This window comes from Acidisoma sibiricum, assembly GCF_057837225.1.
The window spans coordinates 1-19,537 of record NZ_JBYQFD010000003.1 but is presented as its reverse complement, the minus strand read 5'-3'; the positions used below and the strand labels follow the sequence as shown (position 1 = coordinate 19,537).

The following is a 19,537-nucleotide window of genomic DNA, read 5'->3' as shown; positions in this document are numbered from 1 at the left end:
GGCTTTTAGAAGCGCCTAGGTTCTGCACTTTTCCAAAAGTCTTCGGTGAGCGAGGCTATGTCGCTGTGGTCGATCTCGCTGTCGGCCTGGCTCTCCAAGACAGCCAGCTGAACCTTCTGCTTCTCCGTCAAGGGAGGAAGGTTGCCCAGGCCAAGGTCATGCCTGACGAGTGCTTTGTTCATCACGTCACCTCACATCACCGTGACTGAGCCACGTCCGCTTCCAGCAGCATCCGTACGTAGCGCGCATAGGGAACGCCCCTGGCCTTGGCTTTGGCCTTCACTGCTTCCAGCAGAGCACCGGGCAGGCGCATGTTCAGGGCAGCTTCCTTTGGCGCAATCTCGAAACGCATCGGCTTGAAGCCAGACAAATCGTATTTGGACAGGTCTGCCTTTGCGACGAACTGTTCGGCTGCCGCGTCACTGCGCAGCGATGGCATGGACTTAACCTTGGCCTTCATAATGCTCGACCTCCTTCTGGTGCATGTAACGGGCGCTGATGGGCCGCAGCTTGATGACACCGTCGCTTTCTCGAAGCATGAACACGAGGAAAACGTAGCGACCCACCTCAGTCTTCCCGATCGCCCGCAGGCGTGGCTCCCCCTGAAAAGGATCGGCCATCACGGCAGGCTCACCCAATAACACCTGCTCTATCTCGGCGCGTGAAACTCCGTGCTTGCCGCACTTAGGCCAGTTGCCGCTATCCCACTCAAAGCCCGCTATCTCCATAGCAAATGTGTAGCGATTTGTCTACACATTAGCAAGTCTCTCCTGATCCCGGATGGGTCTGTCTGACTGCATCCTCTCTCTGACCGAGGCCTCCTTCTGCTTTGCGCTGAAGTGCGGACACGTCATCATCGGGATTGGCGAATATGCCCATGTGAAGTGTCCCATAACGCTTGAAGCCGTCTTTCCGTGACACGCTTCAATGCTTCTGCCGCTGCCCTCTGGGTGCTGCTGGGGGTCTCCAGAATAGAGATTATAGTCTGAGGCTTTATCTGAGCGGTCCGGCTCCCGGACTCTGTGTCGTCCGCCCGAAGCACATAGGCGTTGGCGATCTGCCGTGACGCCACGGACCCGCCCCAGACCACGCGGGCACGGCGCCTGATCTTCGATATCAGGCCCAGCTCGGCCAGGCGCTTGATGCCCTCTGCGACCGTGCTCCGCCCCTGCCCTGCCAGCCTGGCCAGGACCTTCAGGGAGGCCGTCAGCAGGGCGCTGCCCGGCCGTCTGGCACCCCAGAGCATGGCATCGAGGAGCGCGGCCTGGTGGACCGTGATCTGGCGTCGGCGCAGCAGCACGCGGCCACGCGCCGCCAGCTGGCCCGCCTGCGACGGGCTTAGGGCATAGGTCATCGTCTTCCTCTCAGCCGGGAGGAAGGGCACCGTCAGGACGCAATTACCCGTTGACCGCTAGGGCCTTGTAAAAAGCTCAGCATGTTGGCAGGATGCGTGAAGCAAACGTTCTCACGCGGTTCGGGTCGCCAAACCCTACCTGCCAAAGTTACGGGGCGCCTTCGGGCGCCCTTTCTATTTTCCGGTCATCTTCAAATCCGCACAGCACGACTCAGCCCCGGCCCATCCGGGGGTCGCGCATCATGCTGTGGTTCAGGCTAACCCCGCAAGTCTTTGATCAGCCAGCGGATTTCCGGCCCCGAGTCGGAGCTGGAAGGGACAGAGCCTTGAAATGGTGGGTTCGTTCCTGTTTTGTTCATGTTTTCCACTGACATATCCCCAGCCATGACCCCGGCGCCTCTCCCTTTCAAACCAGACTGTGTTGTCGATTGGTGAGTTGGCCTTCCCCAAACTTTAGAGACTAATTGGTTCCGCGGCCGCGTAGGTATGGAAGCCTCGACAGGCGATCGTTTCGTTGTCAATGTTGTGAAATGAGCGACTTTCGTAACGCGGTAGACATTTTTCTGAGCAAAAAGAAGACGCTGATTGGCACCCCTAAATGGGTGCCAGCCGCTAGAGATGATGGAATATCGAGCTTCTGGCTTCTCGAAGAAGAAGATACCGGGGTGGTGACGGACCACCGACTTCATATCGTCGCCTACCCCACCACCTTGTGGGCAGGTTTTTGTATAATGGTTGATTATTACTATATGGAGCGCCATTACCCCGTAATAAGACTAAATGTTGATACACCACTTCATGAGCACATTAACCACCCTGTTCGTCCCGCAGGAGTGCCAACCACTGTTAGTGGAAACCGCGTTTACTTGTGGCCAGACAACAGGCTGACCTTTAATATTAATATGCAAGGCCTACCTTATGCTCGCCCTCTCGCTTCCCAAAACATTGGGTTCGACAATGCGATTCGCTATGTCTGTGGTGAGGCGAATATAAACCCCTACGGAGAGCGTCTTCCTGACTATCCCCGGCTAATGACCTTGGTGTGACCATGGACCTAAAGACATTTATATCCCCGGGCTCAAACGCGACCTTCCCGAGGCATGATGACATCATCGCTCTGCTCAGCACCCGAAAGGCGCCGCAGCGGATGGGGGATGCTATTGTCGTGTCGACGGACGTCCTGCTGCCGAGCAATGTTACATGCGTTGTGGTGATTGAGGGCGGAGCTGTCGGGAATGAAATCACTGCTTCCGACGCAGGAGCGGCGTTAGCTTGTGTGCGTGAAGCCGGATTAGAGGTTAACGCCGCGGTGGAGCGGGCTGCGATTAGAGCCGCCCAGCCCTTTGGCATCTCTTTGGAAAAAGGGACCCTTCGGTCTCAGCCAGAGGCCATATCCGAGGCGCGCTATCTGGTTATGTGCATGGCAAACGCTATGACCAGCGTTGCAAATGCCGCTCTGACTGCGGCGAAAAAGCACGAAAAGGTCCGCTTCCGGGAAAAGGTGCAGACGGAACTCAATTCGATTTTTGCTGAAGATAGGGTTCAGAAAAACGCGTCCCTAAGAGGCTTCAGCCAGGATACGCATAGATTCGACTTTGTGGTCGGTTTTAGGGAGGGAAAGAAGCTCGCGCTGGACGTGCCAATACCCGATCCTAGCTCGATCGCTGCAGTTGTCCTCAGGCAGGCCGATATGCGGGCTGCTGGTCTAGAGGACGTGAGGCAAGCCATTGCCTACGATAAGAATGATCATTGGACCTCGAGCGGGCTCGCGCAGCTCCAGCTCGCACGAGTTCCGCTTGTGACATCTGAGAATTTACGGGCCGGCCTGGTTGAACTTAGCCAGTAACCGGCTCCGGCGTCCTGACAGCACCGCATAAACGGCAATCTCCCACCCTGAAGCTCAGGCGAGGGCGCTAGCGCACCGGGTCCTTCGCCAGTTCCCTCAGGATGCGCTCATGCTCGGCGTTGTCCCGCTTCTGCTGCTCAGTCGTCAGGTCGATGATCTTCACCACACGGCCCAGGGGCCTGATATCATCGGCCTCTGCCGTGAAGCGGTCGGCGTTCTTCTCTTGCACCGTTCTGCCCCCGTCGTTGGAATTAGTAAGTAGGTAGCTATCTAGCCAAGCTGCAGCGCAGTCATGGCATCTTTGCCCCCCTTCTCTTCCTAAGAATTTCCGATCTTGCTGAGCTTGGCGATACGACCCTCTAGATAGCGGACATATCTATGGGGATTTGCATACAGATTCGTTTTGTTGAAAGCTGCCCCCACCATTATCAGAAAATAGATTGAACCAGCAACGAGCAATATAGTTGAAAAACTGTCCTTGACGATGAGAACATTCACCTTGTGGAGGATGTCCTGGTTAGCAATTACGGAGCCTTTGAGAATTATCTCCTCGGCAGTGTCGATGACAGTCGATAAACCCATGGTTGCACACATAATCATTGCGAATAAGCTTACGATCCCGTACAGAATCATCCTTGCAATTTCAACGAGCATTAGATTTGTGCCGGTCCTGCCGGCAGCGATCATTGCCCTGAACTGCTCAGCTTGCTTTGCAAGCTGATTGATCTTTCTTTGGCGGCTTTTTTCGGAGCGCTGAGACCACTTATCCAGTAGCCAGGGAATACCTCGTCCAAACAACGACCTAGCGCCGAAGCCTAACGCTGTAACTATTCCGGCGGCTATCAAGGTGCAGATCACGCCGATGAATATGCCGACTATCAGTTCTCGGGATGTGATCGTCTCAAGCGATTTAACAATATACGTTAACAAGTGCTTCAGCCCTGAGCCAAGAGCCGCTGGAGAGCCTGGACCATGACCTCCTGGTGGGTAACACGCTTCCCCCGCTCCATCTCCATCGTGTGGCAGTAGCCGCGCAGGGCGGCATACAGCGGGCCGTCCAGCTTGATCGTGAGGGACTTCGGGCTGAGCGGGCTGCCGGTCTCGGGCACGGCTGCGACGGGCGGTGCCGTTTGGACTGTGGGGGCAGGCTCGCTGAAGGCTGATGTAGCGACCGCCTTAGCCTTTGGCAGCGCCATCGCGCCGAGGTCTGGTTTTGCCATCCTTTACTCCTATCATCTTAGCTAAGTAGCTACGTAGCTGATTAACTTCATCTGCACTTTTGCCCGGTGTCTCCACGGCAGCCTTCCCCTCGATCGCCGCCAGGGGGTAGTCCTGCCGCGCGCCAAGACTGCCTGGCGCTACCCGTCCCAAGGATGCGAGCTGACGCAGCGCGCCGTCCGTCAGTCGGGATCGGGGAAGCGTCTGGGTCAGGACGAAGGCCCATTGCGGATGCCCTGCCAGGAGATCGACCACGCCGGCCGCGGCCAGCAGATCATCGGGCGACGGGCGACATGGGACGAGGATAGCTGACGCAGTAGCTATTAAGCTAGCTACGTAGCCTGGCACGCCCGGGGGCATATCTATGATCAGTTCGTCCGCGCCCGATGCCTCAAGCTGCTTCAGGTCCTGGCCAGGGGTGAATGACACCAAAACCGGCGCCTCTGCCTCTCGGCGGCCATACCAGCCAGTCAGACCGGCCTGCGCGTCAAGGTCAGCGATAGCCACCTTCCGGCCCGCCATGACGCCAGCCACCGCCAGCTCGCGACTAAGAGTGGTCTTTCCGCAGCCACCCTTGGCAGAGAAAATGAGAATCGTGTGCATGAACGCTCAATAACTCACGGCCCGCTTGAACGTCTATCATTATATGACTAGCCATCTAGCTAAATGAGTGGCTAGCCACATAGCCCTTATGGACGTTGATTGATGATCATCATATCGGCGCCGCACCGGTGCAGAAGGCGCCGGCCACGGCTGACATCCTGCGCCAGATGCTGGACACGCTGAAGGGCAAGCGCGATCGCGCGCTGCTGGCACTCGGGTTCGCGGGCGCGTTCCGTCGCTCCGAGCTGGTGGCGCTAGAGGTGAGGGACCTGACGGAGTCGCCAGACGGACTGCGCGTGCTGATCCGTAAGTCGAAGACCGACCAGGAAGGGCAGGGGCAGGAGGTCGCCATCTTCCGTGGGATCCGCCTGAGGCCGGTGCAGGCCGTCCAAGACTGGCTAGTAGCCGCAGGTAGCTCTCAGGGCACCGTGTTCCGTCCCGTGGGCCGCGGCGGGGTGCTCAAGGCGGGGCCGCTCGAGGCCGGGGGCCGGCATCTTCAAGCTGATGGAGTTATCTCGTCACAAGTCGGTCGATACGCTTCGGTGCTACGTTCGACGAGCGGATTTGTTCAAGGATCACGCGGGCGCGGCGTTCCTGTAGTCACACCAGACCAGGCGCAAATTGCGCACATTTTTCTTGCGGCTAGGGGGAGGGGAGGGGATACTAATGGCGGATCGGAGTTCCCCCTCCCTGGATTGGGAGTCCGAGGAGGTGCCGGGCGGCAGGTAATTTCCGATCCGCCTACCCCCGCTTTTCCGGTTTGGACCCGAATGCGCTTGGCGAGTCGCATTCTCGTTGAAAAACCCCTTAGAGAGCAACCACATCTTGTGCTTGACATGATTATCGCCACGCCTTGGTAGAGGCGGACCGGCCAAGAAACATGACACGGGATGACTTGCGTTGACTTGGGACGACAATATTTGAACTTTGGGCGATCCTGACGCATAACCCGCTTCGTAGTCTCGCATAGCTCAGACCTCCAAACCGCCCATTCTACCCCTGTTTTTTGCCCTGAGAGGCCTTTGCAGGGGTCCGGCAGGGGAAAGAGGAGCCGAGGAGGGCGCCAGCGGCCTTCATACGGCGCATTCTGGAGTGTAGTGCGGTTGTTGCGCCAGAAACGGGTTATCCAAGCATGGAGACAGATCTAGGTTGTAAATCGGATGATCTTGGCGAATTCCACCTGATCATCGGTGAAGATTGATTGGAGAGAACGTCGAGAGGCCCCTACAAAATGAGGAAGTAACTTCTCGCCCAGATCGTCGTCCTTTGTAGCATCTGACCAAACACGGCTATGATCCAGAACCTCTACGCCCTGGGGATCAATGATGAAAATTTTCAGATTGCTATCTACGGCACCGTTTATAATGACATCGTTGATGTGGCGATCTCCAAAACTGTAACCAATCACCATCAATCTGGCATTCGGGCGTTTGAGATATTCGACAAATTTTTCATGATACCATTTAAGCAAAGAGGAACCCTCTATAGAGTCCTTTTTGTTTCCTCCCAGCACCAACAAGCGTTTTCCCGAAGAGGTCATCCAGTTACTCGATCCATGCAACTTGTAATAAGGCTGAAGTCTGCCTTGTTCCGAAAAAGACGCCTCGTCGACTGTTCTCAGTGCTTGCTTTTTAAAAGAATCAGCGTAACCATTAGGCATATTATCCCGCAACTTGGTGCCGGGAATATACCCCCCGTTCCAATGTTGATTTCCTAACAGAATAACATTGTTGTCGAAAATATAATGATGTTCGAGAAGAAGGTCTTGATTCAGAGTAAAAATTGCGTCGAATTTTGTAAGAAACCCTTTGATTTGACGACCCGAATCTTGATTATTTTCAAATGAAGAGACACGAAACCCATCGTTCATCTCATTGAACATCCCCGCAAGGGCCGATTCAAAAATATCGAGCATCTTGCCCAGACCTTCGTCGTTGGATCTCGAGTAATCCTCTTGCAATCGCGCTAGCGTATCCTCAAATCCGCCGTGCCGCTGGCTATCCCAAAGACGGCGGCGAAGGTCGCCTTCGATCTCGGGACACCCCAGAAGATATTCAAAGGCCTCACTTGCCAGCCAGCCGCCCCAGTTCCGGCTAAAGCCCGCTCCGGTAAGTAAAATCAGTGTCATTTTCTGCCTAGACTCCAAGCCGAGAAGTTTCTCGAGTGATGGCATGCTATGCTGATAAGGACGCCTCAGGCAGCGCAACCGCTGGTCCGTCTAAACCCCAGAATGAGGGTTATGAGGCGCAATGCGAAAGCGCCGGTCTACTGCTCTTTATCGAACTGCCGCTTTCGGCCCTACTGCATTAAAACCTGATCCGCTCTACTTCGTCCTGCGTCAGCCTTTCCTTTGTTCGATCGTAGAGCTTGGTTGTCCGTGGGCTTTCATGCCCCGCCATTTCCTGCGCGTGCTCAAGCTGACCGCCATTGGATAAGTATGCAGTGATGCCGGTCGCCCGAAACGTGTGGCTGCCGATTGGCGCCGTTATGCCGGCCGTGGCAGCCCGCCGGCGGATCATCCGCCAGGCATCGGGTTGGCTCATCGGCTGCTCAGTCAGTGTGATCGCCACATGCCCCGGACAGGTCCTAAACAGCACGCCCTTACGGTCCTCCGCGATGCCGGCGGCCGCGATATAGGCGTGTAGCGCCTCGGCCAAAGCATGATGGCAAGGCATGGAATGCTGCTTGCCGCCTTTCTCATGCAGGCGGACGGTCCAGCTGGCCCCCCGCGGCCGCAGGTCTTCCACCTTCATCTTCAGGGCGGCACCAATCCGCGCAAAGGAATAGGTCAGGGTGGCGATCAGCGCCCTGTCTCGCAGGTCGCGAACAGTTTCTGTCGGGATGGCATCGAGCAGCCGGCGCCATTCACCGGGCTCCAGCACAGGCGTCGCTCCGGTTTTCACGATGTGCTTGGGGCCACGGACGGCGGCCGCCGGATTGATCGGCACCACCTGGCCCGTGACAAGCCAATCAAAGAGCATGCGGATCGCCGCCAGCTGCTGCTTCACATCCGGCGCCGAATGCGTCTGCTGCCGGGCCTCGATATAGCCCGCCACGTCATAGGGACGGATGGTTGCCAAGGTTCGGCCGCGCTCGTCGCACCAGGTGAAAAACTGCTGGCACGCTCGCAGATAGGCACGCCGCGTATTCGGGTTGCGGATATTGGCCGTAAAAAAATCGATGAAGCGCCAGGCCGCCTGGTCGCCCGCGGCCGCGATCGCCACCGGCACCAGATGACCACTCGGTAGTGGAACCAGGGGCGAAGAGGCAGGGATCGTGGGGAGCGCCACCGTCATGCCGTCACCGCCCGCTGCCCGAGACCGGTAAAAAAACGCAGGAGATAGGCGTCCGGGTCGGCGACCACGAACTGCCGGTTACCGTTCTCGGTCGCGTCCTGCCGATACCATCGATCCTCGAGCGGGATCGGCACCTCGAAGCCGCCCGCCCGGACCCGCGCATAGAGCGCATCGACATCCGCGACCTCGATCTGGAAATTGACCCCGCGACCATAGGGATGGGCCAGCGGCGCATTGGTGAAATAGCGACCCGAGCCGCCGAGCTCCTCCAGCATGAGGTGGACGCCGTCGAGATCAAGATAGGCAAACCGATCTTCCGGCCGGGTGAAGACGACGCGGAAGCCGATCATGCCCACGTAGAAGGCGAGCGACCGGTCGAGATTGCCGACATCGAGTTCGGGCGTGAGTTTGGGGGCGCTGAGCATGGCCTCATCCTACCACCCCACTCGCGCATGATAAAGGACGTTATCATGCGGGATGGGCTACCATAACAGCACCGGACATTCGACTCGACATGATATTGCTTATTCATTACCATTTTCTTTTCCAGTCTAATCGACCTGCCCCTCAAGACCTAGGGAACACGCAGATGACAAGACTGCCTTTGCTCGCCGCACGCTGTACCCTCCTGATATGTGCAAGTTGCTCTGACCCGAAGGCTGTACAGACTTTTGCGGCGATGGCCCCTAGTCCCGACATAGCCGTAAATCTTACACAGAGTTATGTTGCAGAACCCGCTTGGCACCATGACCTTTACGCTGCATGGGGCGCCTCAACAACGTCCCCAGTTGATCGCAGTTCTGAAGCTAAAACCATTATTCAAATCGACACGAAAATCCGTGGGTACATGGAAGCCCTCGGCGCGCTCGCCGCAGACAACGCCATCGACTCCGCCACAAATCTAAATGACTTTAAGACGGGCTTGACCGCTTTCCAAAAAGCGGAGCCAAATGTCATAAGTACATCCGACGTAACTCTGATCTCGGAAGCTATAGCATTACTTACGAATTCTATTGAGAGCGCTTATCGTGGAAAAAAACTATCCCAGATTATTGGACACGCTCAAACCCCACTTCAGACAGCTATACGCTTTCAGATTCAAATCGTACAGCGAGGTATCATTCCTTCGCTGAATGAATATTCAAGTGGATATAATCAGTCACAACCCGCCCTGACAGGTAATTCGCCATGGGTCAGGTATCTCGTGAACCGCCAGCTTTCTGAAGACAAAGAAACCGCGACCACTCAACTTGCTGCAGCAAATGCCTATATCAAGTCGTTACAAGACATAGCAACCGCGCACACAGCACTTTATAATAATCGTGACATTATTCTGACACCGGAGATGCTTGACCAGATAAAGGTCCCAGCACAGGATGCAGCCCAAGCTTTCCTAGACTACAGAGCGACCGAAGCCACGGCAACGGCTAAATAAACGCACCGAATAATCTCTCTAAAGCCTGAAAGTATTAGGAGCTCAGCACCATGGGAGTCGCGGATACGTCCTATAACTTGGCGGATGCGTGTGATGCACTCGCAAATTGCATCGCTATCGCAAGAAATTCTCCAGGTTGGACTGAGACACAAGGTCAAACCATCTTGCTGAACCAGCAAGTCGCTGACCTTGGGACAGCTGCTGATAACGCACGAACTGCGGGTGTCGCCGCAAGCCTCGAAGCAGCGTCTGCAACTCTAACGAACATAGACAACGCCACTGCACAGGCAAAAGCCGCGGTTGCAAAACTTAAGCTTGTTAATCAGGCGATTACCATCGCAGGATCATTACTTTCACTCGCGGCTGCTGCTGCGACTGGTAACCTTTCTGGAATTGCCAAGAGCGCCAGCGCACTTATCTCAGAAGCAAGCGCTCTGTGATGAGCTCTTAGCATAGGGGAAGATTAATAGATTTTACAGTCGCTCCAGGTAGACCCCGGATACAAACTCCTCGAAAAGCAGCGCCTGTAAATAAAGTTGTCACTAAACTTGGTTGAAAGGGCATTCAAGTGTGGGTTTACGAGCAGACTACAGGCGACGTGTATCATGATGTCAACGGAGCACGCACCTACCTGGCAACGGGTTACTCTGGCCGTGGGATTGATCAAAACGATCCCGATAAACAATGCGAAGAAGATTTCGGTCCGCTACCCCGCGGCACATATTCGTTTGGAAGTCCCGTGGTCTTCAACAATATGGACGACTGCCTTCGCCTTATCCCCGACCCAGGCAACGACATGTGTGGCCGCAGCGGATTCTTCATCCACGATGGTGTATTTTCTGGACCCCACGGGGACACGTCACATGGCTGCATCTGCCTCCAGCGCGCAGCACGATTGACGATGTGGGGGTCCGGTGATCACACATTGTCAGTGACCCGCTGACCAAGCGTGATCACCGTCAAAAGTCTCTGTTAGAGAGTTTGTTGACAATTTAACGAATCTATGAAATTTTTAATCTATTAAAAATGTTTGGTAGATGTTGATGTCAGAATCTTCCAAAGATACAGTACAGCCAACCACGCAGGACGCAGGCACAACGAAGGCAACAGCGATTATGCCGACAGGTGGTGCCTCTCTACCGGAACCATATTGGGCTAAGCCAAGTATCGGAATTTTTTCTCTATGCCTATTTGCTCTTGCGCTTATCGTTACATATCTTGCAAAAATGGACACGGCTTTTAACCTACTCATCGGCGCTGTGATTTCCAATGCGACGACGGTGGTCGGTTACTACTTCGGTTCGTCTAGCGGATCAGCGCAAAAAACGGCGCTCCTAGCGGCGGGAACAGCAGCTGGTCAATAAATATACGCTGTCCTTGAATCAGAAGCCTGCAGCCGGAAGTGTTCGAAAAGGATTTGCTGTGACTGACGGCAGGAACAACAAACAAGTTTAAGGCAGCAGCGAAACCTTGAGGCCACGATCTAGATGCCAATCACAAGAAAAACGACCGAGGCCGGTATCCTGAGCTTAGCCGATCTGTTTATCTATCTGAGCAAATCCCAGCCAAAGAGCGGGTACGTCGACGTTTACCGGGGCCATCCCGACAAGGCTTACATCCTCCAGCCGTCAATCTTCCGGAAGACCGAGTACCGCCGCGTCGAAAAGGACATATTGCGCGAGCTGATCGCGATCCAACCCAACGAATTCCGTGAAGACAAGACAGTCGTTGAACAGCTCGTCCGAATGCAGCATTACGGATTGCCCACGCGCCTGCTTGATCTCACCTACAACCCACTCGTCGGTCTGTATTTTGCGTGCTCAAATGATAAGACCCAAGATGGAGAGCTTGTCCGGCTTACGCTCCGCAAGTCGAGCATTAGGTATTTTGACAGCGATACGGTGAGTTGCGTGGCGAACCTATCAAACCTCACGGGTCGGCAGAGAAATCAGATTCGCGGACTCACCGACACGAAAGCGCTCAAAGACAGCGATGTCGGCGAGCGGCTTCTTCATTTTATAAAGGCTGAGAAACCTTATTTCCTACCGAAGATCGAATTGTCCGACCTGAAAGGTATTTTTGCCGTTCGCCCGAAGCAGACGAACCAACGAATCCTAGCCCAACAAGGAGGATTTCTAATTTTTGGCCTTCGTTCGGAGTTGAGGGGCGAGAACAAGTTCGGAATCGAAGTTACTCGGGTAAGTGTCCCAGCTTCGGCGAAGCAACCGCTGCTCGATGAACTGGACGGGATTAACATCAATCCGAGCACGCTGTTCCCCGAAATCGAGTCCGCTGCCAAATACATTATGAGCAAGATTCCTCTGCGTGACGAAGGGGACGAGGAACCGGACTGATCGGTTGCGGCGGCGAAGACGAGGCCCTGTGACCGTCACGAAATTCTTAAATTGTGCATCATCCAAGGTTTGGGGAGAGCCGGTCCTTTACGGTGGACGGCATGGCTCTGGGTCAGAGATGCTGTACGCGGAAGGGCTGCCAATGGACATTGAGACACCGAGACTGTTCCTGCGCCGGCCCCGTTTAGCGGACGCGCCGGCACTGTTTGAGTTCCTGGGCGATAGCCTGGCCATGCAGCACACCCACGCGGATGGGTCCTTGCAAGAATGCCGCCGCCGAGTTGCCGTCCACGAATGGCGCCGGCGCCATAATGGTTATGCGCCGTGGACCATCATAACCAAATCAGAGGGCAAGATCATCGGCTGGGGCGGGCTCTACGATGACCCGTTCGATCCAGGCTGGGGAACCGAAGTGGCCTATTTCTTCCATCCATCGGCCTGGGGGCAGGGCTACGCCTCGGAGACGGTGGCCGCTTGCATGGGCGTCGCCGACCATGCACTGCGGCTGCCCGAGGTCCGAGCCTTCGCGCATCCGGCCAACGTGGGATCACAACGCGTGCTGGAGAAGGCCAGTTTTGAGGTCATGCGGTTCGTGCCGGAAATGGACCGCTTCCTTTATCGGCGGTTCCGGCAGGAGGTGCTGGCGGCAGCGTAGGCCACTTAGTCTACAAATCTTGGATTTTGTATAGCCAACCATCGGCTGATCTGTTGCGTGAGTCCTAGAACCTGCGACAGCCGGAATCGCCCAACTCCGGTCACCTGTTGGTCAGTCTGCCACGCTCGATAGCCGACATTCACCGTGGTGGGAAATTCAAGATTAACGCACCACTTGGTTTGATGGAGGCTAGAGGCGCAGCTTCGCTATAGAATCTCGCCCGTCTTCGCGTCGATCTTTCGACGTTTGATATGTTGGTCATAGATGTAAATATCATCATCACCCAAGCCGCTCACGATAAGTTCGGCAATGGGGTTTATGCCCATATGGATCGTTTGAATTTCACTTTTGTAACTGGTGACGATTGTGTCGAAAGGGATTCTCACGCCGTCGTCGCCTAGTTGCAAAACAGCCCCATCTGCAGGCGTTTTAACCTCCCATCGATTCCCTTCGATCCTTGCCCCGCGCTTCGTATCAACTTCCCGATTAAGAAACACTATCAATTGGACGCGGCTCTCCGGCGTCACGACAAAGATCGGATCGAGCAAGCTCATGCTAGAGACGGCTACGCCATAACGCTCGCATTCCGCGACAAACTGATCGTGGTTTCGCTGAGACATATTGAAGGTTGTCGCATAGTCACGGTTCGATTGAACGTGTAACTGCACATCGATAGACTGAAAGAATCCCTCTAAATCCTTGTCTTCGATCTTACGCAGGACGGCGAGTTTTATGCCCTTGGATTTAGCATATAGTCTAGCATCACGTGTAAAACCGACGCATGTAATCACAAAGCCTTCTTTGACTCCAGTATCTTCCAATACAGACCGAAAGCTACGCAAAACATCGAGGCCAACTTTTTCGCCAGATACATCGAAGTCTTTGCACTCGATGAGGACGCGCCGCCGCCCGCTACCCGCGCCGATCGAGACATCGATTTGATGCGCGATCGTTGACTCGCCCAGAAGCTTCAGATCGTGAATGACAACATTGCCCTCTTCGAGGGTTTTAAAGACCAAGGCAGCCAGCCGCTCGTAGCGAGTGCCTGCCTTCGTGGTCAGGGCTGCGTGGTAACGGTCGTGCAACTCATCGTAGTGAGAGCGCGGGGTCATTGCTTGACTTTTCCGGCGGCAGAAGGGGTGGCGCTGCCGCTCACTGGAGTGCCAGCTTAAATCAAGATTTTCAACAGGTGGCTTTTGATCTAGACAGTCCTATGGTCGACCTACCGCCGAAGAATCCACGCACCAAGAAGCCTAAGCCGGGATCGGCCAAAGGCAATAAGACGGTGCAACAGCACTTGTCCGACACTAAGCGCCTTTCGAAAGGCGTCCCCGATAAGATCAAGCTCGCCATGGCCGACGCGATCATGGCATTTTCCGACATGGAGATGAGCGCGGAGCAGTTCATTTGGGACTTGCTCGGCTTGTCAACCGACGACGGGAAGCTTTTGACTCGGATCGAGACAAAGGACAAAATGGAACTGGCGAAAAAGTTTTCTGAACGTTATCGCCTTCCGCTCCACGCCAACGAGCAAACGACTAGCGAGGCGTGGACCGCGATCCGCACCGCCATCGAAGCCCGCAACAAAATGGCGCACGGTGTATGGATGACAATAGACCTCACGACGCCCATCGTCGTCTCCTACCGGATTCCAGTTGAGCTTGGTGGGGTCAACAGCGAGCATTTTCCGCTCGACCGGATCGAAGCTGTTACACGGATTTGCGTTCGAGCTAAGGGGCTTTTCGATACGCTATGCCTGAAGATTTCAACTGAGGGCAGGTCGCCGCCGCTACCGCTGCCTCCGACGCCAGACGATCCAGAATTCCAGGGCTGAGTGGAGCGCTTCGTTCCGGCGCTCCGAGAATGTACAAAACTCAAGAATCACGCACCATCGACTAAGGCGCAGGATATCAATCGTCTAGTCTGTGCAGATATCGGCGGCGAATGTCTGGTAGCCGCTCCCTTTGCCCGAAAGCTACCAGTCCGCTTCCCACCCAACTGCGACATTGGTGTCGCGCTTGTCGTAAAACCTGCAACACTTCGCCCCAGCCCCGCCCTATCTGGAATTTTTGTGTCGCATAACTTTGTCGCCAGTGATAGAAACCATGCAACAAGATTTGCGACAGGCCATCCATGCCTCGAAAGCCTCCTGCCGGCCCCTTAATCGGCTATGCACGCGTCTCCACCCAGGGTCAGGGCCTCACCCAGCAGCGAGGTGCGTTGCGTGGGGCCGGCTGCACCCGCATTTTTGAGGAAAAAGTCAGCGGGGCGAAGCGCGACCGGCCCGAGCTGGGGCGATTGCTTGAGCATCTGCGCGCAGGCGACGTGGTGACGGTCACGCGCCTGGATCGGCTCGCCCGCTCCACCCGCGATCTGTTGGAGATCGCGGAGCGTATCAAGGAAGCCGGTGCCGGGCTGCGCTCCCTTGCCGAGCCTTGGGCTGATACCACGACACCGGCCGGGCGCATGGTGCTGACCGTGTTCGCCGGGATAGCCGACTTCGAGCGGTCTCTGATCGTCGAGCGCACTAGTGCTGGCCGTATCGCCGCCAAAGCCCGCGGCGTTCGTTTCGGACCGAAGCCGTCACTTTCGGCCGAGAAAATTGCCCATGCTCGTCAGCTCGTGGAGCAGGAAAACCGCCCCGTGTCAGAGGTCGCGAAGCTGCTTGGCGTGCATCGGGCAACGCTCTACCGCGCTTTAGGAACGACGCCTAACAAGGAAGCTTTGGCTACACTTGTGAGGGGAATTACCCCAGAAAATGTCCATGGAGAGGTCAGTTTCGGTTCCCCTATCGGCCAAGAGCTGATTTGATGTTGCCGTGATTGCGCGAGCAATCTTTGATCTGTCGTATAGTTTACGACAAGCGCGACAACGTATGTTTCGGAGGAGTGGGAAGCGGCCATTGGGGACATGCCTAGCGAGCGTCAGCTTGACGCCTTAAGCAGACACTTTATTAATCCCCAGTCCCACATGATAAAAGGACGTCATCATGTGGGAGGTGGTGAGTTCGGAAAACGCCCAAAGCCCACGATCCCGATAAGATCGGTTGTCAAGAATAAGGGGTTAGAGTTACGCTAGCTGCAATTCGCCATGGGCGCGGATTTCAGCGTGCATCGCGTCGGGCGTCGCCAGTCTGCGGGTCCTTGCGGATAAAAACTTCCGTACCCTCGAAACGATAGGCCGCCGGCAAGCGCACCGCCTGGCTGCGACCGTTGTTAAATAATTTCGCCATCTGTGTCATGCGCCCTCGCGACATCAATCTGGCCCCACCTTGTCTCGCCCAATGCAGCTTGCGAACAGGCTCCATATCTGGCCAGTGTGCGAGGCGTCGGCGCCCCCAGACTCCAATTCCGGCCCGTGCGCCAGGCTGGCTGCACCCACAGCGTCCAAATCTGGCCTGTGAGTGACGCCGGCAGCGCCCCCAGACTCCAATTCCGGCCGGTGCACCAGACTGGCTGCGCCCGCAGCTTCCAAACTGCGGGCGCTTGTCTTTCTCTAAGTGCTGTCGGCAAGTATCGGCGATTCAGCACTTTGTAAGCTGCCTAGAATTTCTTTTTCGATTCGTCTTTTGATGAGCGGGTTTGCTCTGGTCAGCACGGCGCGAAACGGGATCACTCGGCCGCCGCGCCCGGCATTTCTCACGCGTGCCCTCCGAAAGATCATAGGCGGATGCGTTTTCCACCGACCCTTTTGATCCCGTCCACCTGCAACTCGGCGGTGTCACCGGGTTTGAGGTGAGCCGTGGCTTCTCGTGAACCATTCTCCCGCAGGAACACCATTTTGCTGCCTTGTCTCCAAAGGCTCGCGGTTGCGCCATCGCGCAGCCGCACCCCGCCTTCGTAAACAAAGGTGCCCGTGTCCTCAGCCTCCCACGCCTTATAGGTTTCGGCAGATTTGCCCGGAGGTGCGGGGCTCGCCTGCGCCACATGCTGTTGGACATCAGCGACGTCCTGGGCATTGCGCTTTTCGACGGCAAGCGTCTGACGCAGCGCCTCCAGACCTGGATCGGTGAAGGTCACGGGCGCGTTGTGCCGCACGGCCTCTTCCACCATCCAACGCTTGAACTGGTCGGTCCCTGCCACCTTCAGTTTGGATTGACCAAAGCGCCGTTCCGCTAACTGCACCGCCAGCGCCGCCGCACCCCGCGTTTCCGTCCAAACCCCGATACCCTCGGCACCGTCCCGGACCTTCCCACCGTCCATGAGCGTATAGGCGACCGTGCCGTCGCGCTGCACCATGCGCGTCCGGCGCCATCGGATAACGTGCCGCGCCTGTGCCGCGGTCTCCGCCGACACCAGGGTATCGGTGAAGATTTTTCGCCGGTCCTGACCTTGCCGCAGCGTCTTCAAAGCAGCTTCGTCACCGGCATGGGCGCGCTGCTCCAAGAAGCCCTGCCACGTCGGGATTTTGTGTGTGTCGCGGATTTTCTGGCTGGCCTTCCGCCGCTCCTCGCGGGCCTCGACTTGCAGCTTGGCCCGCTGCGCGCTGACATCGCGGAGCTTGCCGTATTTGTCCGGATCGAAGGCCGAGAACCGTCCGTGCCGGATGCGCTGACGCTCACCGTCAGCCCATGCATCGAGCCGCTTGCGATAATCACCCTGCTCGGCCTGCATCGCCTTGAAAGCAGTCTCGCGATCCTTGAGAGCCTGCGCCCTCGCCCGCTCATAGGCCTCAGACAGCCCTTTGACCGCCGCACCTTTCTGCAGAGGCTCACTCGTATAGCGATCCTGCGCCTCAGGAAGCGGCCGCCCAGCCTGCGGCGCCTGGTAGTCGCCCAAGCGATCCGTCATCGCCTTGATGCCGAGCCCCCGGTCGATCGCGCTCGCCTTGATGCCGTAGCCCACAGATCCCACGGGGCTTGCCACCAGCCCGGCGCCGCGCGGCTTGATCTCAAGGCCGAGCCTGGCCGCAGCCTCATGAACCGCCTGCCACCCCTGCCCCGCGTCACGGGCAGCCAGCAGTGGCGCCCGCGCCTTCTCCTGCGCCCAGGTCGTGAAGCTCTCGCGGCCCTGGTGGATCTCCATCCGGGCGGCATCCTCCGACATATGCCGCTGTGCGTCGCGACCGATGGAGGTGGGGGTCAGATCGTGTTCGATCTCGAGTTCCCGGCAGAGCGCCCGCAGCTTGTTGTGCGATTGGAACGGCGTCACCGTCCGCAGCGTTTCCGGATGCACCTTGTTGATGGCGATGTGCATGTGCATGCAGTCGGTGTTCTGGTGGATAGCCGCGATCCGCTGATGCTCCCGAAGACCGAGCCGGTCGGCTACCCGCGCCTCGATCTCCTTCATCGAAGCGAGATCCAGCTGCTCACCGGGCGCCAGGGACACGACCAGGTGCATGGTCTTGCCCTCGCCACCCCCGGCGCCCGGGCGGGCCAGGGCTTGCGTGGCTTCAACCGCTTTGATCCCCCAGGCAAGATCGTCGTCTTCAATATTGCTCATCCAAGCGGCGGCAACTTTCTGCCCATCATTGGCCTGGTCGATGACGTAGCTCCCAAGCCGTGACCACTCCGCCCCCTCGCCTTCCGGGCCGAGCCAGACAGCATGGCGCTTCCCATCGGTGATATAGGCCCCGAGGTCGCCGAAGCGCCCGCCACCCTGGGGAGAGGGAACCTGCTTGGCAATCATAGCTGGCGGATCGTCGCTTTGAGATCAGCCACACCACGCTCGATCTCAGCCAGGAGCTGATCGATCGACCGGGCCTCGGCCCCCTGCCCGTCCTGATCTTTCAGGCGCAATTTAAGCAGCCCACCAAGGCGGCCGAGATCGGCGCGCGCCAGCGCCAGCTCGTGGACGGCTCGGATGTCCACTTTGCTCGGTGGGCTATATCCCGTGCCAAGTGCCCGCAGGTATGCGGAGATCGTCATCTGCACCCGCGCAGCACCCGCCTCGATCGCCGCGCGCTCGGCCGCGCTGACGCGAAGTTTCACAAGCTCGGCGCGGCCGGCCGATGCCTGATCCTCGGTTTGGCGGCCGGCCGCGGCCTGGCGATCATGGGTCCTCTCAGGTCGCAAACTCTGCTGTCCCTCACCCTATTGCGCGCGCAGCGCCTGTTCAGCGTCGAGAGCCGCAGGCGCGAGTAAGCATCCCCGCCGCCTCCGGCGCAACACATTTGTGGCCACAAATGCCCAACTTGCCCTAATTATTTACGCTATAGACGGCACCAGAAGCATCATTCAGCGCAATTTCTCTCCCTAAGGGGAGCGGAGTTGTAAAGAGTTGCATTGTATTGCCATTATTTGCCAAATATGACGCTTGCAGGCATATCAATTGCTAAGAGTTGCCGAGAATTGCATTCTCGGGCCAGTCGATGCGTCAGCTTCGTAAGGAAGGTCTCAATGCCACCGATGGTTTCAAAAGACCGCCGCTACGGGCGAGGCCGGATGGGGGTCATTGCCCTCCGAGACACCATTCGCGCCGAGATGGATCGTGGAATGCCGCTGCGCCAAATCTACGAGGAGCATCAAGCCAAGCTTGAGATCACATACGCGCATTTCACGAAGGTCGTGCGCCGTTACGTCGATGCGATCCCCGTGACACGCCGTAACCAGCCGGATCGCACTCGCACGGCCGAGGCCGTCCAAAACGAACCTATGCCGGCGGAGCGAACAGGACCGCCCCCAGGATCAAAAGAATGGCGGCACCTGGAGGGGCTGCCCGACCCGAGTGAACGGCGTGAGGTCTTTGTTACCCGGGTTCCAAATGATGACGAGCTATTTGGCCCCCCTAAAAAGTAGCAGCACGGGATTCAGATGCACCACGGTCAAGGTTTTCGTC

The 19,537-nt window shown here is 57.0% G+C and carries 24 protein-coding genes and 1 pseudogene; 10 read left to right on the top strand and 15 right to left on the bottom strand.

Annotation, left to right across the window (positions count from 1 at the left end; translation table 11 throughout):
* Nucleotides 1-5: 5 nt before the first annotated feature.
* The 4 genes from AC3G7M_RS21135 to AC3G7M_RS21120 form a co-directional block, all read right to left on the bottom strand.
* Entirely contained in the window at nt 6-182 is a 177-nt protein-coding gene (locus AC3G7M_RS21135) for a hypothetical protein (protein ID WP_489217183.1), read from the bottom strand.
* A gap of 14 nt (nt 183-196) precedes the next feature.
* Nucleotides 197-460 carry a BrnA antitoxin family protein gene (locus AC3G7M_RS21130; RefSeq protein WP_489217181.1) on the bottom strand — a complete coding sequence of 88 codons (264 nt, stop codon included), beginning with the start codon at nt 458-460 and terminating at the stop codon, nt 197-199.
* Nucleotides 444-728, bottom strand: coding sequence for a BrnT family toxin (locus AC3G7M_RS21125; RefSeq protein WP_489217179.1), 285 nt, complete (start codon nt 726-728; stop codon nt 444-446). The genes AC3G7M_RS21130 and AC3G7M_RS21125 overlap by 17 nt, the downstream gene beginning before the upstream one ends.
* 125 nt (nt 729-853) lie before the next feature.
* Nucleotides 854-1,354, bottom strand: a complete 501-nt coding sequence (locus tag AC3G7M_RS21120; RefSeq protein ID WP_489217177.1) for a hypothetical protein — start codon at nt 1,352-1,354, stop codon at nt 854-856.
* A gap of 530 nt (nt 1,355-1,884) precedes the next feature.
* Between AC3G7M_RS21120 and AC3G7M_RS21115 the strand changes: the two genes are divergently transcribed.
* Together AC3G7M_RS21115 and AC3G7M_RS21110 are read left to right on the top strand one after the other, a co-directional pair.
* Nucleotides 1,885-2,400 carry a hypothetical protein gene (locus AC3G7M_RS21115; RefSeq protein WP_489217175.1) on the top strand — a complete coding sequence of 172 codons (516 nt, stop codon included), beginning with the start codon at nt 1,885-1,887 and terminating at the stop codon, nt 2,398-2,400.
* A gap of 2 nt (nt 2,401-2,402) precedes the next feature.
* Nucleotides 2,403-3,200 (top strand): hypothetical protein, encoded by a 798-nt coding sequence (locus tag AC3G7M_RS21110; protein WP_489217173.1) that lies wholly within the window; start codon nt 2,403-2,405, stop codon nt 3,198-3,200.
* 67 nt (nt 3,201-3,267) lie between these two features.
* Here the strand turns inward: AC3G7M_RS21110 and AC3G7M_RS21105 are convergent, their stop codons facing one another.
* The 7 genes from AC3G7M_RS21105 to AC3G7M_RS21075 all read right to left on the bottom strand — a co-directional run bounded on the left by AC3G7M_RS21105 (nt 3,268) and on the right by AC3G7M_RS21075 (nt 8,742).
* On the bottom strand, nt 3,268-3,429 hold the full coding sequence (locus tag AC3G7M_RS21105) for a hypothetical protein (protein ID WP_489217172.1): 162 nt from the start codon (nt 3,427-3,429) through the stop codon (nt 3,268-3,270).
* A gap of 89 nt (nt 3,430-3,518) precedes the next feature.
* Nucleotides 3,519-4,130: a hypothetical protein gene (locus tag AC3G7M_RS21100; RefSeq protein WP_489217170.1), complete on the bottom strand. Its 612-nt coding sequence runs from the start codon at nt 4,128-4,130 to the stop codon at nt 3,519-3,521.
* A 5-nt stretch (nt 4,131-4,135) separates the two neighbouring features.
* Complete coding sequence (locus AC3G7M_RS21095; RefSeq protein ID WP_489217168.1) at nt 4,136-4,420, bottom strand: hypothetical protein; 285 nt, start codon at nt 4,418-4,420, stop codon at nt 4,136-4,138.
* Nucleotides 4,377-5,021 carry an AAA family ATPase gene (locus AC3G7M_RS21090; RefSeq protein ID WP_489217166.1) on the bottom strand — a complete coding sequence of 215 codons (645 nt, stop codon included), beginning with the start codon at nt 5,019-5,021 and terminating at the stop codon, nt 4,377-4,379. The genes AC3G7M_RS21095 and AC3G7M_RS21090 overlap by 44 nt, the downstream gene beginning before the upstream one ends.
* 1,144 nt (nt 5,022-6,165) lie before the next feature.
* Entirely contained in the window at nt 6,166-7,149 is a 984-nt protein-coding gene (locus tag AC3G7M_RS21085) for an SIR2 family protein (RefSeq protein WP_489217164.1), read from the bottom strand.
* Between the two features lie 178 nt (nt 7,150-7,327).
* Nucleotides 7,328-8,317: a tyrosine-type recombinase/integrase gene (locus AC3G7M_RS21080; RefSeq protein ID WP_489217162.1), complete on the bottom strand. Its 990-nt coding sequence runs from the start codon at nt 8,315-8,317 to the stop codon at nt 7,328-7,330.
* Nucleotides 8,314-8,742 (bottom strand): bleomycin resistance protein, encoded by a 429-nt coding sequence (locus AC3G7M_RS21075; protein ID WP_489217160.1) that lies wholly within the window; start codon nt 8,740-8,742, stop codon nt 8,314-8,316. The genes AC3G7M_RS21080 and AC3G7M_RS21075 overlap by 4 nt, the downstream gene beginning before the upstream one ends.
* Nucleotides 8,743-8,906: 164 nt before the next feature.
* On the opposite strand from AC3G7M_RS21075, the gene AC3G7M_RS21070 reads away from it, so the two are divergent.
* From AC3G7M_RS21070 to AC3G7M_RS21050, 5 genes are all read left to right on the top strand, one after another.
* Nucleotides 8,907-9,752 carry a hypothetical protein gene (locus AC3G7M_RS21070; RefSeq protein WP_489217158.1) on the top strand — a complete coding sequence of 282 codons (846 nt, stop codon included), beginning with the start codon at nt 8,907-8,909 and terminating at the stop codon, nt 9,750-9,752.
* Between the two features lie 50 nt (nt 9,753-9,802).
* On the top strand, nt 9,803-10,192 hold the full coding sequence (locus AC3G7M_RS21065; RefSeq protein WP_489217200.1) for a hypothetical protein: 390 nt from the start codon (nt 9,803-9,805) through the stop codon (nt 10,190-10,192).
* Between the two features lie 128 nt (nt 10,193-10,320).
* Complete coding sequence (locus AC3G7M_RS21060) at nt 10,321-10,695, top strand: tlde1 domain-containing protein (protein WP_489217198.1); 375 nt, start codon at nt 10,321-10,323, stop codon at nt 10,693-10,695.
* A 544-nt stretch (nt 10,696-11,239) separates the two neighbouring features.
* Nucleotides 11,240-12,106, top strand: coding sequence for an FRG domain-containing protein (locus AC3G7M_RS21055; RefSeq protein ID WP_489217196.1), 867 nt, complete (start codon nt 11,240-11,242; stop codon nt 12,104-12,106).
* Nucleotides 12,107-12,248: 142 nt separating this feature from the next.
* Nucleotides 12,249-12,761 carry a GNAT family N-acetyltransferase gene (locus AC3G7M_RS21050; RefSeq protein ID WP_489217194.1) on the top strand — a complete coding sequence of 171 codons (513 nt, stop codon included), beginning with the start codon at nt 12,249-12,251 and terminating at the stop codon, nt 12,759-12,761.
* Between the two features lie 206 nt (nt 12,762-12,967).
* Here AC3G7M_RS21050 and AC3G7M_RS21045 read toward each other — a convergent pair whose 3' ends face one another.
* Nucleotides 12,968-13,873, bottom strand: a complete 906-nt coding sequence (locus AC3G7M_RS21045; RefSeq protein WP_489217193.1) for a restriction endonuclease — start codon at nt 13,871-13,873, stop codon at nt 12,968-12,970.
* Between AC3G7M_RS21045 and AC3G7M_RS21040 the strand changes: the two genes are divergently transcribed.
* Nucleotides 13,873-14,595 (top strand): hypothetical protein, encoded by a 723-nt coding sequence (locus AC3G7M_RS21040; RefSeq protein WP_489217192.1) that lies wholly within the window; start codon nt 13,873-13,875, stop codon nt 14,593-14,595. The two genes, AC3G7M_RS21045 and AC3G7M_RS21040, sit on opposite strands and share 1 nt — an antisense overlap.
* Before the next feature lie 299 nt (nt 14,596-14,894).
* Nucleotides 14,895-15,572, top strand: coding sequence for a recombinase family protein (locus AC3G7M_RS21035; RefSeq protein ID WP_489217190.1), 678 nt, complete (start codon nt 14,895-14,897; stop codon nt 15,570-15,572).
* A gap of 313 nt (nt 15,573-15,885) precedes the next feature.
* Here the strand turns inward: AC3G7M_RS21035 and AC3G7M_RS21030 are convergent.
* The 3 genes and pseudogenes from AC3G7M_RS21030 to AC3G7M_RS21020 all read right to left on the bottom strand — a co-directional run.
* Nucleotides 15,886-16,002, bottom strand: a pseudogene (locus AC3G7M_RS21030) (antitoxin); the annotation flags it as partial.
* A gap of 418 nt (nt 16,003-16,420) precedes the next feature.
* Complete coding sequence (traI, locus tag AC3G7M_RS21025; protein ID WP_489217189.1) at nt 16,421-18,388, bottom strand: TraI/MobA(P) family conjugative relaxase; 1,968 nt, start codon at nt 18,386-18,388, stop codon at nt 16,421-16,423.
* The gene (locus AC3G7M_RS21020; protein WP_489217187.1) at nt 18,385-18,774 is read right to left on the bottom strand and encodes a plasmid mobilization protein; all 390 of its coding nucleotides are present in this window, start codon (nt 18,772-18,774) and stop codon (nt 18,385-18,387) included. Before AC3G7M_RS21020 ends, traI begins: the two co-directional genes overlap by 4 nt.
* Nucleotides 18,775-19,098: 324 nt before the next feature.
* Between AC3G7M_RS21020 and AC3G7M_RS21015 the strand changes: the two genes are divergently transcribed.
* Nucleotides 19,099-19,497: a hypothetical protein gene (locus tag AC3G7M_RS21015; RefSeq protein WP_489217185.1), complete on the top strand. Its 399-nt coding sequence runs from the start codon at nt 19,099-19,101 to the stop codon at nt 19,495-19,497.
* The last annotated feature ends 40 nt before the right edge of the window (nt 19,498-19,537 follow it).